Source organism: Pelagerythrobacter rhizovicinus (assembly GCF_004135625.1).
In the GTDB taxonomy this organism is placed as follows: domain Bacteria; phylum Pseudomonadota; class Alphaproteobacteria; order Sphingomonadales; family Sphingomonadaceae; genus Pelagerythrobacter; species Pelagerythrobacter rhizovicinus.
The window spans coordinates 1,062,492-1,076,213 of the sequence record NZ_SDPV01000001.1; the positions used below are offsets into that span (position 1 = coordinate 1,062,492).

14 protein-coding genes are annotated in these 13,722 nt (G+C 65.8%); 2 read left to right on the forward strand and 12 right to left on the reverse strand.

Annotated elements, in window-relative coordinates; translation table 11 throughout:
* Nucleotides 1–29: 29 nt before the first annotated feature.
* Genes ETX26_RS05200 through ETX26_RS05210 form a run of 3 tightly spaced genes read right to left on the reverse strand, consistent with a single transcriptional unit; the run spans nt 30 to nt 2,174 of the window.
* The gene (locus ETX26_RS05200; protein ID WP_165271692.1) at nt 30–419 is read right to left on the reverse strand and encodes an acyl-CoA thioesterase; all 390 of its coding nucleotides are present in this window, start codon (nt 417–419) and stop codon (nt 30–32) included.
* Nucleotides 420–424: 5 nt separating this feature from the next.
* Nucleotides 425–826 (reverse strand): hypothetical protein, encoded by a 402-nt coding sequence (locus ETX26_RS05205; protein ID WP_129523583.1) that lies wholly within the window; start codon nt 824–826, stop codon nt 425–427.
* A 1-nt stretch (nt 827) separates the two neighbouring features.
* A complete protein-coding gene (locus ETX26_RS05210; RefSeq protein WP_129523584.1) occupies nt 828–2,174 on the reverse strand; it encodes a pyruvate dehydrogenase complex dihydrolipoamide acetyltransferase in 1,347 nt (448 codons plus the stop codon).
* Between the two features lie 116 nt (nt 2,175–2,290).
* Here ETX26_RS05210 and ETX26_RS05215 point away from each other — a divergent pair, with 116 nt between their 5' ends.
* Complete coding sequence (locus ETX26_RS05215) at nt 2,291–2,743, forward strand: universal stress protein (protein ID WP_129523585.1); 453 nt, start codon at nt 2,291–2,293, stop codon at nt 2,741–2,743.
* Here ETX26_RS05215 and ETX26_RS05220 read toward each other — a convergent pair.
* Nucleotides 2,740–3,129 carry a hypothetical protein gene (locus ETX26_RS05220; RefSeq protein ID WP_129523586.1) on the reverse strand — a complete coding sequence of 130 codons (390 nt, stop codon included), beginning with the start codon at nt 3,127–3,129 and terminating at the stop codon, nt 2,740–2,742. The genes ETX26_RS05215 and ETX26_RS05220 overlap by 4 nt on opposite strands.
* A gap of 110 nt (nt 3,130–3,239) precedes the next feature.
* On the opposite strand from ETX26_RS05220, the gene ETX26_RS05225 reads away from it, so the two are divergent.
* A complete protein-coding gene (locus ETX26_RS05225) occupies nt 3,240–4,022 on the forward strand; it encodes a helix-turn-helix domain-containing protein (RefSeq protein WP_129523587.1) in 783 nt (260 codons plus the stop codon).
* On the opposite strand, the gene rnr is transcribed toward ETX26_RS05225, so the two are convergent.
* The 8 genes from rnr to ETX26_RS05265 form a co-directional block, all read right to left on the reverse strand.
* Nucleotides 4,019–6,292, reverse strand: coding sequence for a ribonuclease R (gene rnr, locus ETX26_RS05230; RefSeq protein ID WP_129523588.1), 2,274 nt, complete (start codon nt 6,290–6,292; stop codon nt 4,019–4,021). The genes ETX26_RS05225 and rnr overlap by 4 nt on opposite strands.
* A 113-nt stretch (nt 6,293–6,405) precedes the next feature.
* Entirely contained in the window at nt 6,406–7,743 is a 1,338-nt protein-coding gene (locus tag ETX26_RS05235; protein ID WP_129523589.1) for a M28 family peptidase, read from the reverse strand.
* An 88-nt stretch (nt 7,744–7,831) separates the two neighbouring features.
* On the reverse strand, nt 7,832–9,373 hold the full coding sequence (locus ETX26_RS05240) for an aminoacyl--tRNA ligase-related protein (protein ID WP_129523590.1): 1,542 nt from the start codon (nt 9,371–9,373) through the stop codon (nt 7,832–7,834).
* Between the two features lie 45 nt (nt 9,374–9,418).
* Nucleotides 9,419–9,973 (reverse strand): polyhydroxyalkanoate synthesis repressor PhaR, encoded by a 555-nt coding sequence (gene phaR / locus ETX26_RS05245; RefSeq protein WP_129523591.1) that lies wholly within the window; start codon nt 9,971–9,973, stop codon nt 9,419–9,421.
* A gap of 72 nt (nt 9,974–10,045) precedes the next feature.
* Nucleotides 10,046–11,086: an alanine racemase gene (gene alr, locus ETX26_RS05250; RefSeq protein ID WP_129523592.1), complete on the reverse strand. Its 1,041-nt coding sequence runs from the start codon at nt 11,084–11,086 to the stop codon at nt 10,046–10,048.
* Nucleotides 11,079–12,713, reverse strand: a complete 1,635-nt coding sequence (locus ETX26_RS05255; RefSeq protein WP_129523593.1) for an MFS transporter — start codon at nt 12,711–12,713, stop codon at nt 11,079–11,081. Before ETX26_RS05255 ends, alr begins: the two co-directional genes overlap by 8 nt.
* Nucleotides 12,714–12,743: 30 nt before the next feature.
* Nucleotides 12,744–13,181: an iron-sulfur cluster assembly scaffold protein gene (locus ETX26_RS05260; RefSeq protein ID WP_129523594.1), complete on the reverse strand. Its 438-nt coding sequence runs from the start codon at nt 13,179–13,181 to the stop codon at nt 12,744–12,746.
* A complete protein-coding gene (locus ETX26_RS05265) occupies nt 13,178–13,717 on the reverse strand; it encodes a CvpA family protein (RefSeq protein ID WP_129523595.1) in 540 nt (179 codons plus the stop codon). Before ETX26_RS05265 ends, ETX26_RS05260 begins: the two co-directional genes overlap by 4 nt.
* Between the last annotated feature and the right edge of the window lie 5 nt (nt 13,718–13,722).

Here is a 13,722-nt window from a genome sequence, read left to right on the forward strand (position 1 = left end):
AGGGGAAAATCGGGCGTAATAGGATTACCTCAGGTGGAAACTTTTCCGGGCAGGACGGCGGTGCGCGGACGATCGTCTTCATCCAGCAGCACGAACTTGAACGTGCCGCCTGCGACCTTGACCGTCGCCTCGCCATTGCGTTCGCGGGCGACCGATTCGGCGGCGATGGTCAACGAGGTATTCCCCGTCGCCAGCACCTCGCAATAGACCGAGAGTTCGTCACCCACCGCCATCGCGCCGGGGAATGCGAAGTCGGTGGCGGAGACGACAACCGCCTTGCCCCGCCCCACACGGCTCGCAAGCGACCCGGCAGCGAGTGCCATCTGGCTCATCAGCCACCCCCCGAACACGCCCCCATAAGGGTTGGTGTCCGCCGGCATGGCGGTGACGCGGATCATGGGGGCGCCGGCGGTATTCATGCCGGTCACCCCACCACCAGTTCGAGGTTCTCGGCCAGGACCCAGCCATGGCGGCACGGCCCGTCATACAGGCGGCTCTCCGGCACCGGGCTGCTGACGCGGCAGTCGCCGAGGTCCTGGAACTCGCCTGAGGGATAGACGATGCCCTGCCACTCGCCATCCGCCTCGCACAGCCAGACGAGCGCCTTGTGCGGAAGCTTCTCGGCTTCGGGAGCCTCGGGATCGGGGCGCTCGCGCACCGGCTCCTCTTCGTCGTAGGTTGCGATGCGCGCGATCCCTCCGCAGGCATCCACCCCGGGTCCTTCGCGTCCGATCATCGGCACGCGCACTTCGCCGACCGGTTCGGTCGGGGGCGCGGGCGGACCTATGACCTGCGCGGTCAGCAGGATGGCGGGCAGCAGGCCCACGTCAGACGAGAAGCCCCATCGGATTCTCGACCAGGTTCCTGAAGGCATCCATCAGCTTCGCGCCGTCGACACCATCGATCGCGCGGTGATCGAAACTGCCGGTGGCGGTCATCATCGTGGCGACGCCAAGCGCGCCATCGATCACATGAGGCCGCTTCTCGCCCGCGCCGACCGCCAGGATCATCGCCTGCGGCGGATTGATCACGGCGTCGAACTGCTTGGTCCCGAACATGCCGAGGTTCGAGATCGAGGCCGTGCCGCCCTGATACTCGTGCGGCTGCAGCTTGCCGTCGCGCGCCTTGCCCGCGAGCTCCTTCATCTCGGTCGAGATCTGCGCCAGGCCCTTGCGTCCGGCATCGACCACGATTGGAGTGATCAGTCCGCTCGGCGCCGCAACCGCAACGGAAATATCCTGCCGCGTGTACTGGTGGAGCTCGTCGCCCTGGAAGCTGACGTTGCACTGCGGCACGCGCTGCAGTGCCCGCGCGAGAGCCTTGATCAGGAGATCGTTGACCGAGAGCTTGACGCCGTCTGCCTCGAGGCTGGCGTTGAGCTCCCCGCGCAGCTTCAGCAGCGCGTCGAGCCGCACGTCCACCGTGAGGTAGATGTGCGGGATCGTCTGCTTTGCTTCCGTCAGCCTGCGCGCGATGACCTTGCGCACGTTGTTGAGCTTCTGTGCCTCGTAAGGCGCGCCGAATTCGCTCTGCTGGGCGCCCGCAGGGGCAGCGGCCTTTGCCGGCTCCGCGGCCTTGGAAGGAGCTTGCGCCTGCGCGGTGGCCGCCGGCGCACTCTCGACATCCGTCTTCACGATTCGCCCGTTCGGCCCGCTTCCCTTGACCGAGGCGAGATCGATTCCCTTCTGCTCGGCGATGCGCTTCGCGAGCGGAGAAGCGATAATCCGGTCGCCCTCTACCTTGGGTGCGGCAGGAGCCTTTTTCGCCTGAGCCCCCGCGGAGGCGGGGGCCTCGGGCTGTGCGTCGGACGGTTTTTCTTCACCGCCCGAGGCCCCAGCCTTCGCTGTGGCTTCGTCCTTCTTTTCGCTCTCTTCGCTCTTGGCGGACTTCGATTCCGCCGACGTCGCCGCCTTCGCCTCTTCGGGGTCTTCGTCCTCGCCCGCAAGCGTGGCGATCACGGTCCCGACTTTCACACCCTCCGTGCCTTCGGGCACCTCGATCTTGACGATCGTTCCCTCGTCGACCGCTTCGAATTCCATTGTCGCCTTGTCGGTCTCGATCTCGGCCATCACGTCGCCGGCGCTGACCTGATCGCCCTCTTTCACGAGCCATCGGGCGAGCGTGCCCTCCTCCATGGTGGGCGAAAGGGCGGGCATCTTGATCGGCGTGGGCATGTTTACGTCGGGTCCTCGCGAATTTTTCGGCCCTGCTCTGGCCAATTTGGCGCGCACGGGCAAGGTCCTTGCGCGGAATACGATTTCATCGGATACCCGACGCCGGAGGGCAATGCATGCGGGTCTATCTCGTGATCATGGACGAGACCGAGGAAGCGCGCAAAGCGCTGCGGTTCGCCGCGCGCCGCGCGTCGGCGACCGGCGGCGCGGTGCATATCCTCGCGCTGGTCCAGCCGCAGAGCTTCAACGCCTTCGGCGGCGTCCAGGCGACGATCGAGCAGGAAGCCCGCGATCGTGCCGAAGTCATGGCCACGAGCGCCGCAGGCAATCTCTACTCCGAAAGCGGCAAGATGCCGACCATCGCGGTGCGGGTCGGCGAAGGACAGGCGGTGATCAAGGAATACCTTGCCGAGCATCCGGAGGTCGCCGCACTGGTGCTGGGCTCGGCAGCGGAGGGAGGGCCTGGGCCGCTCGTGACGCATTTTTCCGCGCACGCCGGCTCGCTGCCCTGCCCTCTCTTCGTGATCCCGGGCTCTCTGAGCTCGGAAGCAATCGACCAGTTGAGCTAGGCGGCGGAAGGCCGCGCGCCGAGCGCCTTCAGGCCCCGCCATTCGAGAATCACGAACAGCTCGACCACGATCGCCTGCGCAATGATGACGGCATGGCCGAGTCCGGTCAGCGCGTTGAGGTGGAGCAGCCAGACCGCCAGGCTGGCGAGCACCCATCCGGCGTTACCGATGACCACAACTGCCAGCAGCGGACGCGACGGCCTGTAAGCGAGGAACGCCAGTAGCGCCGCCACCGGCAGGCAGATCCACCCCGCTGTGGCAACAATCGTGGTGGGCAGGCCCAGCAGACTCGCCACGGTAGCAGTGGTACCCACGCAGAGCGCGAAGAAGAGCGTACAGCTCGCCGCGTCGAGGACCAGGGCTTGCGTAAGAGTGATATTGCGCATGTGCTTTACTCCGTTGGTTGGACAAGCGCATTGGTCGCAGGCGCAGTGAGGCAAGTCGATTACCTGGCGGGTAATGGTGCTCACACTGCTCACACGATAGGAAATATCCCATGGAACAGGCCCCTCTTGGTGAGATGCTGCGCGAATGGCGCGCGCGGCGGAAAGTCAGTCAGCTCGACCTCGCGCTCGCGAGCGAGATATCCGCCCGGCACCTCAGCTTCATCGAAACGGGCCGCAGCGCGCCGAGCACTTCGGTGATCGACCGTCTAGCGCGCGAGCTGGGTATGCCGATGCGCGCGCATAATGCGATGCGGATCGCCGCCGGATATGCCCCCGCGCATCGCGAGCGGCCGCTCGACGATCCGCAGCTCAGCGATGCACGGGCGATCGTCGAGCAGGTTCTCGCGGGCCATGAGCCCTACCCCGCCCTCGCTGTCGACCGGGCGTGGAATCTGGTCGCGGCCAACGCGGCCCTGCCGCTGCTGCTGGCCGGAGTTGCACCCGAACTGCTCGAGCCGCCGGTCAACGTGCTGCGTGTCGCTCTCGATCCGCGCGGCATCGCGCCGCAGATCGCGAACTTCGCCGAATGGCGCGCGCATCTGCTCGCGCGGCTTTCGGCACAGATCGAGGCGACCGGCGACCCGGTGCTCGAGCGACTCGAAGCCGAGCTGCGTGCAATCCCCTATCGCTCGCCCGGCCCGCCGCCGCAGGCGCATGGCGGTGCGATCGCAGTACCGTTGCAGCTCGACACCCCGCATGGGCGCCTGTCGTTCATCTCGACTACGACGGTGTTCGGATCACCTCTCGACATCACGCTGTCGGAAATCGCGATCGAAGCATTCTTCCCCGCGGATCGCGAAACCGGCGAGCGCCTTCGCGCCGCGCTCGGCTAGCGTTTCTTGCCGCGTCCCTGATGGCGGATATTGCCCGGACGCCCCCGCTTGCCCTGAACGAACTTGCCGGTCTTCCGCCCGCGCGGAGCAGAGCGATCGCCGCGCGGTTCGATCGCGCTGCCGTCGGCATTGAGCGGTTCGAACTTGAGGGCGCCGGTGAGTGGGTTCGCTTCGCCGAGCTTCAGTTTGAGCCGGTCCCCGCTCGCATAGCGCGTGCCGCTGTCCGCCCCAACCAGAGCCTGCGCCGCCTCGTCGTAGTAGAAATGCTCCGCACCAAGGGTCGAGACCGGCACGAGTCCGTCGCCGCCAAGCCCCATGATGGTGGCGAAGAAGCCGAATGGCTGCACGCCCGTGATGCGCGTCTCGAACGTTTCGCCCACCCGTCCCGCAAGCCAGGCTGCGACATATCGGTCGATCGTGTCGCGTTCGGCTTCCATCGCGCGGCGTTCGGCTGCGCTGATCGCGTCCGAGACCTTGGACAGATCGTCGCGATCGCGGTCAGACAGGCCCGTCGTAGGCGGTATGGCGCCGCCTTTGGGCGCCGGTTGCTCGAGCCCGAACGCATCCACCAGCGCGCGGTGCACGAGCAGGTCGGCGTAGCGTCGGATCGGTGACGTGAAGTGCGCGTAGGAGCCCAGCGCGAGGCCGAAGTGCCCGGCGTTCTGCGGGCCGTAATAGGCCTGCGTCTGCGTGCGCAGCACGGCTTCCATCACCTGCGCCTTCTCGCTCTCGTCGGTCACGTCCTTGAGCATGCGGTTGAACAGGCCGGGCGTGATGACCTGGCCCAGCGCCAGCGTTCGGCCGAAGGTGGCGAGATAGTCCTTTAGCGCGACCAGCTTCTCTCGGCTCGGCGGCTCGTGGACGCGGTAGACGACAGGCGCGGTCTTGCTCTCCAGCGCCTTGGCCGCAGCGACGTTCGCTGCGATCATGAAATCCTCGACCACGCGGTGCGCGTCGAGCCGTTCGCGGACGGCGATCTCGGCGATCTTGCCCTGCTCGTCGAGCACCACCCGCCGCTCCGGCAGTTCGAGCTCGAGCGGATCCCGTGCGTTGCGGGCAGCGAACAGCAGCTTCCATGCGCCCCACAGGTGCTGCAGGTGTTCTGGGGCCTCGCCCTCGTCGATCGCCTTCTGCGCATCCTCGTAGGCGACGTTGTGGGCAATCCGCACCAGCGCGCGGGTGAAGCGCCACTTGGTCACCTTGCCTTCCGGCGAGATACGCAAGTGGCAGGCCATCGCCGCGCGGTCCTGGTCCTGCTTGAGCGAGCAGACGTCGGCACTCAGCACTTCCGGCAGCATCGGCACGACGCGGTCGGGAAAATAGACTGAATTGCCGCGCTTGCGTGCCTCACGGTCGATCTGACCGCCGGGCCGGACGTAGAAACTCACATCGGCAATCGCGACGAGTGCGCGGTAACCGCCTTCGCCGTCAGGCTCGGCCCAGATCGCATCGTCGTGATCGCGCGCGTCGGCCGGGTCGATCGCGACGATCGGCAGGTGGCGCAGATCCTCGCGCTTGTCCTCGCTTAGCGGCAGCTCGGCCGCACGCTCGGCTTCTTCGATCGTGGCTTCGGGGAAAATGTGCGGGATACCGTGCTTGGCAATGGCGATGAGCGAGAAGCTGCGCGGTTCGAGCGGATCGCCGAGCACCTCGACCACGTTGACTCCCGAACGCGGCGACCGTCCGGCAGGTTCGGCGAGGACGAGTTGCCCTTCCTCCGCCCCGCCGAGATCGGCGATCGGCGATGAATTGCGCACCCGCTTGTCGACCGGCGCCAGCCAGCCTTTCCCACTCGCGTCGATCTCGACCACGCCCATCAGTCCCTCGGTGCGGGCCGGGAGCTTCTTCATGACGTGCGCTTTCCACCCGCGTCCCGTTTCTTCGGTACGCGCGAGCACGCGGTCGCCGGTCTTCAGTGCCGCCTGCCGAGTCTTGCCCTTCTTTCCCTCGATGACGCGCAGCCGCGGAGGCGGGCTTCCATCGTCGGGCTGCCAGGCATCGGGGATCGCGAAGGCTTCGCCGTCGTCGATCTCGACCACGCGCAGGACGGTGACCTTGGGCACTCCGCCCATCCGGTGATAGGCGGTTTTCTTGCCGTCGATCAGGCCTTCCTCGGCCATGTCCTTCAGGCGCTTCTTCAGCGCGATCTTCTCCTGCCCCTTGAGGCCGAAAGCCTTGGCGATCTCACGCTTGCCCGCAGGGGTGTCCGAGGTCTGGATGAATTCGAGGATCTGCTCGCGCGAGGGCAAGCCTTGGGTGTAGCGGGCCATGGCCGTGCCCTATGCCTCCGGTCCGTTCATGTCGAGCGAAGTCAGAACGCCGGAATGCGTGCCCGGCCCCGCCCCTTCCGCTGCGCAGGCAGCTTGGACTCAATACGATTGGATCAGGGTTGGGTTTCAGCGACCGGCGCGAACCCGCCGGCCGGGACCGCGCTCGCAATCGGGCTTTGCGTACCGTCCGCAGCGCGCGCGCTGACGCCGAATATCCAGTCGTCGCCCCGGACGCCTTCGAGCTTCGCACTTGTCGCGACCACATTCTCGATCACCGGCTTCTCGCGCCAGTAGGGCTCGTCGGTGCGGCGCTGCCAAATCGTGTAGCCTGCGGCGCCGGGGACCTCGTCCCAGGTGATCTCGGTGAAGGTCTGCACCGCCGCCTCCGCCGTCGGCGCGGGCGGCATCGGCGCCTGTGCCAACGCGTCGAGCGCGCGAACATTGAAGCGGGTGACTTTCGCCAGATAAGCGAAATCCATCTCGTCGATCGTATCGCCGTAGGTCACGCCATCCTCGACACGCAGGTCCTGGTGCTGGTGATCGTAATCCTCGACCGCGACGGAGATGCGGACGGCGGGGTAGCCCTTCTCCAAAAATGGAATCTGGTCGCCGCCCCGCCCCATGCGGTCGGTGCGCCAGATCTGCCGCACGTCGAGACCTGCGGGATCGGCCTCGGCAAGCTGGTCGAGCCAGCGGGAGATGTTCCGGCCGGGACTGTCGTTCTCGCCGCCATTGCGGCGCTGTGCCGCGCGAATCGCGTCGGTCAGGTCGGCGCGCGGGCCTTCGGAGAAGACGCGCACATGCGCATCGTCGCAATAGCCGTCAGACCCGCAGGAGCCGCCGACGATATCGTTGTTGAGGACCGCCTTGACCGTCCAGCCTTGCTCCTCCGCGTAGTCGGCCAGCAATTGCCCGCCGTAGAGTCCCTGCTCCTCGCCCGAGAGCAGCGCGTAGACGATCGTGGTGGGGTATTCGTTCTGCGAGAGCACGCGCGCCGCCTCCAGCACCAGCGCGGTACCCGAAGCGTTGTCGTTGGCGCCCGGCGCGTCGCTGGTGAAGTCCGCCACGTCGGAGACGCGGCTGTCGATATGCCCCTGGACGATCACGACCTCGTCAGGGCGTTCGCTCCCGCGCTGGATGGCCACGACGTTCACCAGGCGCGTCGGTTCGGGCACGCGGTTGCCCTGGATCACGCGCTCCGGCAGCGCGATCTCCAGGCAGCCGCCGCAGGCTTCGCTTGCGGCGCGAAACTGGGCTTCGCCCCAGCGCCGCGCTGCGCCGATGCCGCGCGCGTCACTATCCTGCTCGGAAAGCGTGTGACGCGTGCCGAAGCCCACCAGGCGTTCGACATCCGATCGCAGTCGCTCCTGCGAAACGTTGTCGGCGGGGTTGCCCTGCGCGGCGGCGGGGGCGGTGACGAGAAAGGCGGCGAGCGGCAGGATCTTGTGCATGGCGCGCACTCTTGCCGCCAAACCACTCGAATACAAGACCTCTACAATGCAGACGCGAGTCCCAGCGAACGCCGGGCTCGTGCACGCGTCAGTACGCCTTGCCGATCAGGATCCGCTCCATCGCGGGTTCCCCGGTAAAGAGGCACGTGCCGTCGGCCGGCACGGAACCGATCGGCACGTTTCGCACCGTCAGCTTGAGCGCCTTGAGGTCTTCGACGACCTTGTCCAGCGCGGCGCCCGTCGGCTTGGCCCACTGCACCTCGACCCAGCCCGGATAACGGCCGCCGGAGGCGAAGAACTCTTTCAGCGCGTCCATGCTCTCGATCCCGCGCGTGATGTTCGCCTCGCGCCGGTCGCGCGCTTCGGCGAACAGCGCCTCCTGGATCTTTCCGAGCAGTCCGGGGATGGCCCGACCTGCCTCGTCGCGTGCCGGCGTTTCGAAGGCCGGCTTAGCGTTTTCGCCCCACAGCCGGTCGCGGCGGAGCAGCGAGACGACGCCGTTCTCCATGTCGCGGCCCCCGACCTCGACGATTACCGGCGCTCCCTTGCGTACCCAATCCCAGCGCTTCGCCGCGGCCTTGCCCGGCTTGTCGTCGAGCAGGACGCGCACGGGTTCGCCGAAGACAGACGCCCCGGCAAGTGCCGCACGCAGGCCTTCGCAATACTCGAGCAATGCAGCATCGCGTTCATCGTCGCGCAGCATGGGCAGGATCACGACCTGCCACGGAGCAAGCTTGGGCGGCACGCGCAATCCGTCGTCGTCGCCATGGACCATGATCATGCCGCCCACCACTCGCGTCGAGAGACCGAAGCTGATGGTGTGGCAGAACTGCTGAGTGCCTTCGCGATCCTGATAGCGAATGCCCGCGGCTTCCGCGAAGTTGGTCCCGAGATAGTGCGATGTGCCGGCCTGGAGCGCCTTGCCGTCCTGCATCATCGCTTCGATCGACCAGGTCTCGACGGCCCCCGGGAAACGCTCATGCTCCGGCTTCTCGCCCGCAACGACGGGCATCGCGATGTCTTCCTCTGCACAGGCGCGGTAGACCTCGAGCATTCGCAGGGTGTGCTCCTTCGCTTCCTCGGCGCTCTCATGCGCCGTGTGCCCTTCCTGCCAGAGGAACTCGCTGGTGCGCAGGAACATGCGCGTGCGCATTTCCCAGCGCACCACGTTGGCCCACTGGTTGAGCTTCAGCGGCAGGTCGCGCCACGATTGCACCCAGCGCGCCATAGCATCGCCGATAATCGTTTCCGACGTGGGCCGGACGACCAGCGGCTCTTCTAGCTTCGCCTCGGGGTCGGGCACCAGCCCGCCCTCGCCGTCCGCGATGAGACGGTGATGTGTGACGACCGCCATCTCCTTGGCGAAACCTTCGACATGGCTCGCCTCGCGCTCGAAGTTCGAGAGCGGGATGAAGATCGGAAAATAGCAGTTGTCGTGCCCGGTGGCCTTGATCCGCGCGTCGAGCAGGCGCTGGACCCGTTCCCAGATGCCGTAGCCCCACGGCTTGATCACCATGCACCCGCGCACGCCCGACTCCTCGGCCATGTCGGCGGCCGAGATCACTTCCTGGTACCACTGGGCGAAATCGTCGGCGCGCCGGGTGTTCAGCGCATGGCGGATCTGGGACACGTGAATTCCTGCGGTTCGTCGTCGTTGGAGGTCGGCCCGTTCGCGCTAGTTGCCGAGTTCGTCCAGCTTTTTTTGCATCGCTGCCATCTGTTCCCGTAAGGCGGCGATCTCTGTGTCTTGCTTGCTCCCGCGGGGAGCCTCGTTCGTCCTCGACCCGGGAATGAAGGCTTCCGTTGCGGCACGCATCATCGCCATGTTCGTTTCGGCGATCCTGGCGAACGGGTTGTTGCCCATGCCTTCCTTGAAGGCCTCCTGCAGCTTGGCCTGATTCTCGCGGAAGTTGGCCATGCTCGCTTCGAGGTAGCTCGGCATCATCGCCTGCATCGAATTGCCGTACATCGAGATCAGGTCGCGCAGAAAGCTGACCGGCAGCATATGCTCACCGCTGGCCTCTTCCTCCATGATGATCTGGGTCAGTATCGAGTGGGTTATGTCGTCGCCGGTTTTCGCGTCCACTACCTGAAACTGCACGCCTTCGCGTGTCATCCTGGCGAGATCATCGAGCGTGATGTAGCTGGAGGTGCCGGTATTGTAGAGTCGCCGGTTGGCGTACTTCTTGATGATGATCGGATCGTCCGTTCCGCCCTGATTTCTGGCCATTACATATCCCGGGAATGCTGCGTTTATGCTGCATTAGCAGGTGCAGTATGTGCGGCGCAACATCGCCGTCGGCTATGGGCGGAAACGGCGCCCGAGCGTGGTCAGGAGTTCGTACTGCGAGAGCCCGCTGATCTCTGCCGTGGCGGCGAGGTCGAAGGGGATCTCGAGCCAGTCGCCTTCCTGCACTTCGGGAGCGTCGGCCAAGTCCACTACGATCATGTCCATCGATACTTTTCCGAGCAGCGGCAAGCGGGCCTCGCCGCAACGCAACACGCCGCCCGCGCCTCGGCAGCGCAAAAAGCCGTCCGCATAACCAAGCGAGACGATCCCGGCGCGCATGGCTTTGCGAGCAGTGAAGGTCGCGTTGTAGCCGACGGTGTCGCCGGCGGCGAGTTCTCGCACCTGGATCACTGCCGCTTGCGGAAAGGCGACCTGCCGTACCGAGCCTGCGAATTCATCGCGGGGAACGCCGCCGTAGAGCGCCAGGCCGGGCCGCGTGAGATCGAAGGCGAAATCCGGTCCCAGTGCGATACCCGCACTGTTGGCAAGGCTTCTGCGCCGTGCAGGCACGGCCGCACATGCCGAGCGGAAGCGTTCGAGCTGCCGGGCGTTAAGCGCGCTCTCCTCATCCGCCGAGGCGAGATGGGACATCAGCAGGTCGATCTGGAGCGCTGCTATGGCTGGGTCGTGGATCTCCGCCAACGGGACACCCAGGCGATTGATACCCGTGTCTACCATCAGGTGACAGCGGCCCCCGCCAGCATCGGCCCAGCGCTTCGCCTGGCCGAGGCTGTTGATCACCGGCGTGATCCCCGCCGCGTTTGCAAAGGCCGCGTCGTCGGGGCGTACCGGTCCGTGCAGGACAGCGACCTGCGCCGGGGGGACATGGCGCAACACGTCGGGTGCTTCGCTCCAATGCGCGACAAAGAAGTCTCTGACCCCGGCCTTGCGCAGCACAGGGACCACCTCGTTCGCCCCGAGTCCATACGCATCGGCCTTCACCGCCGCGCCTGCGCTTGCAGTGCCCGACATGCTATCAAGCGTGCGCCAATTGTTGGCGAGAGCGTCTTTGTCCAGTCGCAGCCGCAGACTCGGCGGCGGAAGGTCAGGCATCGGCTTCGAAGTCCCTCGGCGGCCCATCGGGGATGCCCCACCACGCGACCACCACGCCAAAAGCGACGACGGCCCACGTGTACCAGAGCCCTGCATAGACGTCGCCGGTGCGTGCAACGATGATGCCGGAAATCAGCGGCAGGAACCCGCCAAGATAGCCTGCTCCGATGTGATAGGGAATCGACATCGAAGAATAGCGTATCTGTGGTGGAAACATCTCCGCGAGCAGGGCCGCAACCGAGCCATAGGTCAAGGCCGACAGCACGCCGAGGCCGAGCAGCAACGCAACTATTCCCAGGACGTTGAGGAGCGGCGGCGACTGGCGGGAGAAGTCGAAGCCTCGGGTCTCCAGTGCCGCCAGCACCCCGGCGCGCCGGGCGGCCCCGTCCTCGAACCAGCTCGGATCCAGCGCGATGGGTTCTTCGGCGACCGTCAGCGCGAGGTGGTCGGATCGCTCGACGGAATACGCGACGCCATTGGCGGTCAATGTCTCGAGCAGCTTTCCGCAGTCGGTCTGTTCACGGTCGAATAGTTCGGCGAACGGATCGGTTGAGCACTGTGCGCCGGAAACGACTACCGGGTTCACCTCGGCCGCCTCCGCGAGCGCCGGATTGGCGAGCTTGCCCATTCCCCAGAACATCGGGAAGAGCAGCACCAGCGTCAGCATCGCACCGACGATGATCGGCTTCTTGCGCCCGATCCGATCGGACCAGCGACCCACGACGAGGTAGAACGACATCGCGATCAGACCCGCAACGAACAGCACGATCTCCACGAGCTGCTCGTCCATTCGCATTGGGCCGCGAAGAAACGAGAGGCTTGAGAAGAAGGCCGTGTACCAGATCGTCGTGAGTACCCCTGTGATGCCGAACAGTGCGACGAAGATCCGCTTCTTGTTGCCGGGATACCGAAAGCTTTCTGCGAACGGATTGGGGGCAGTTCGGCCTTCCGCCTTCATCGCCTGGAATACCGGGCTTTCATTGAGCTTCAGGCGCATCCACAGCGAGATAGCGAGCAGGACGATCGACAGGAGGAATGGCATGCGCCAGCCCCATGCAGTGAATTCGTCTTCCGGTATGAGCAGCCGGCATGTGAGCACGACTGCGATCGAGAGCACGAATCCGCCGACAACGCTTGCCTGGATAAAGCTTGTATAGAAGCCGCGCTTCTCCAGCGGAGCATGTTCGGCAACGTAGATCGCCGCTCCGCCGTACTCGCCGCCGAGGGCAAGGCCCTGAAGAATCCGGAAGCCTATCACGATGATCGGCGCCGCGATCCCGATGCTTGCCGCACTCGGGATCATGCCGACGCCGGCAGTCGCGACGCCCATCAGCGTTACGGTAATGAGAAAGGTGTATTTTCGCCCGAGTCGATCGCCCAGGAAGCCGAACAGGATTGCGCCCAGTGGCCTGAATCCGAACCCGACGGCAAACCCGGCCCAGACGAGCAGAAGTTGCAGCGTCTCATTGCCGCTGGGGAAAAAGGCCGCGCCGATCAGCCCCGCCAGCGTGCCGTAAATGAAGAAATCGTACCACTCGAAGACCGTGCCGGCCGATGAGGCCGCTATCACCAGTCGGATTTCCTCGTCGGTCGGCTCCCGCTGCGCCAACGCCGCGCTTTCACTCATCCAGCCATCCCCTCGCCCTGTGGAAGCGATCTAGCCGGCCAGCGCCGCCTTGGAAAGCGCGGCGCGCGCGGCTCTCCACGGGAGGAGGACGGCACCATGCCGCCCTGGATGCGCCTGGGCGGCGGCGATCTTCTCGATCCCAGGCCATGCGGGCGTGTCACCGCCCGCGAGCCAGGCGGCGATCGCCTCTTCCGCCGCCGCGAGATCGTCAGCAGTTCTGCCACGCGCACCGCCGGCGAAAATGGCGGCGGACGCCTGCCCGACGGCGCAAGCCGATACTTGCATGCCGACCCGCTCGATCCGCCCTGCATCGTCGCACTGCAGCCCGACGAGCAGCTTGCTGCCGCATGTTCGCGAAACCGCCTCACCGCGCAGATGCAGTTCGTCGCCAAGTGGGCTGTCTGCGAGCGAGACCGCGAGCGCTAGCAGTTCGGGTGTGTAGAGAGGCCTCGAAGCGGCGGCGGTCATGGTGTCGCTTCGGCTGCCGCTTCCGCCTCGGCTTCACGGCGCAGCTGTGCGCGGCGCTCTTGAACGATCTCGACCAGTTCGTTGGCGCTGGCATTGACGACCGGATACGTGCGTGCGGTGGTGATCCAGTCGGGTCGCCCGGCGAGGCCCCAGATCGTGTCGTAGCCCAGCACGAGCAGCGAGAACGCCAGCACGACGATCACCGCGCCCTTGATCATGCCGAAGCCAAAGCCGAGGACGCGGTCGATCGGGCCCAAAATCGAGTTGCGGGACGCATTGCCCGCTCGCCCGGCGATCAGCTTCATCGCAGCGTAAGGGATCAGCAGCAGCAGCGCGAAGGCCAGCACGGCAGCGCCCGTTTCGGTGCCGACGTAAGGTTCGAACCACGTGTAGAGCGGCGTATGAAGCGCGCGGATCGCGAACAGCGCGAGAATCCATGCGGCCAGCGAGAGCACCTCCTGGACGAAGCCGCGCATGAAGCCGCCGATCGCGGCCACGGCGACGATGATCAATACGATGATGTCGAAGATCGCCATAAGCA

Bases quoted from the DNA above. Each gene is read 5' to 3' on its own strand.
- ETX26_RS05225 (WP_129523587.1), top strand. From the start codon at position 3,240: ATGGAACAGGCCCCTCTTGGTGAGATGCTGCGCGAATGGCGCGCGCGG.
- ETX26_RS05215 (WP_129523585.1), top strand. From the start codon at position 2,291: ATGCGGGTCTATCTCGTGATCATGGACGAGACCGAGGAAGCGCGCAAA.
- ETX26_RS05235 (WP_129523589.1), bottom strand. From the start codon at position 7,743: ATGCACAAGATCCTGCCGCTCGCCGCCTTTCTCGTCACCGCCCCCGCC.
- alr (WP_129523592.1), bottom strand. From the start codon at position 11,086: ATGCCTGACCTTCCGCCGCCGAGTCTGCGGCTGCGACTGGACAAAGAC.
- ETX26_RS05220 (WP_129523586.1), bottom strand. From the start codon at position 3,129: ATGCGCAATATCACTCTTACGCAAGCCCTGGTCCTCGACGCGGCGAGC.
- ETX26_RS05265 (WP_129523595.1), bottom strand. From the start codon at position 13,717: ATGGCGATCTTCGACATCATCGTATTGATCATCGTCGCCGTGGCCGCG.
- ETX26_RS05255 (WP_129523593.1), bottom strand. From the start codon at position 12,713: ATGAGTGAAAGCGCGGCGTTGGCGCAGCGGGAGCCGACCGACGAGGAA.
- phaR (WP_129523591.1), bottom strand. From the start codon at position 9,973: ATGGCCAGAAATCAGGGCGGAACGGACGATCCGATCATCATCAAGAAG.
- ETX26_RS05210 (WP_129523584.1), bottom strand. From the start codon at position 2,174: ATGCCCACGCCGATCAAGATGCCCGCCCTTTCGCCCACCATGGAGGAG.
- rnr (WP_129523588.1), bottom strand. From the start codon at position 6,292: ATGGCCCGCTACACCCAAGGCTTGCCCTCGCGCGAGCAGATCCTCGAA.
- ETX26_RS05200 (WP_165271692.1), bottom strand. From the start codon at position 419: ATGAATACCGCCGGCGCCCCCATGATCCGCGTCACCGCCATGCCGGCG.
- ETX26_RS05260 (WP_129523594.1), bottom strand. From the start codon at position 13,181: ATGACCGCCGCCGCTTCGAGGCCTCTCTACACACCCGAACTGCTAGCG.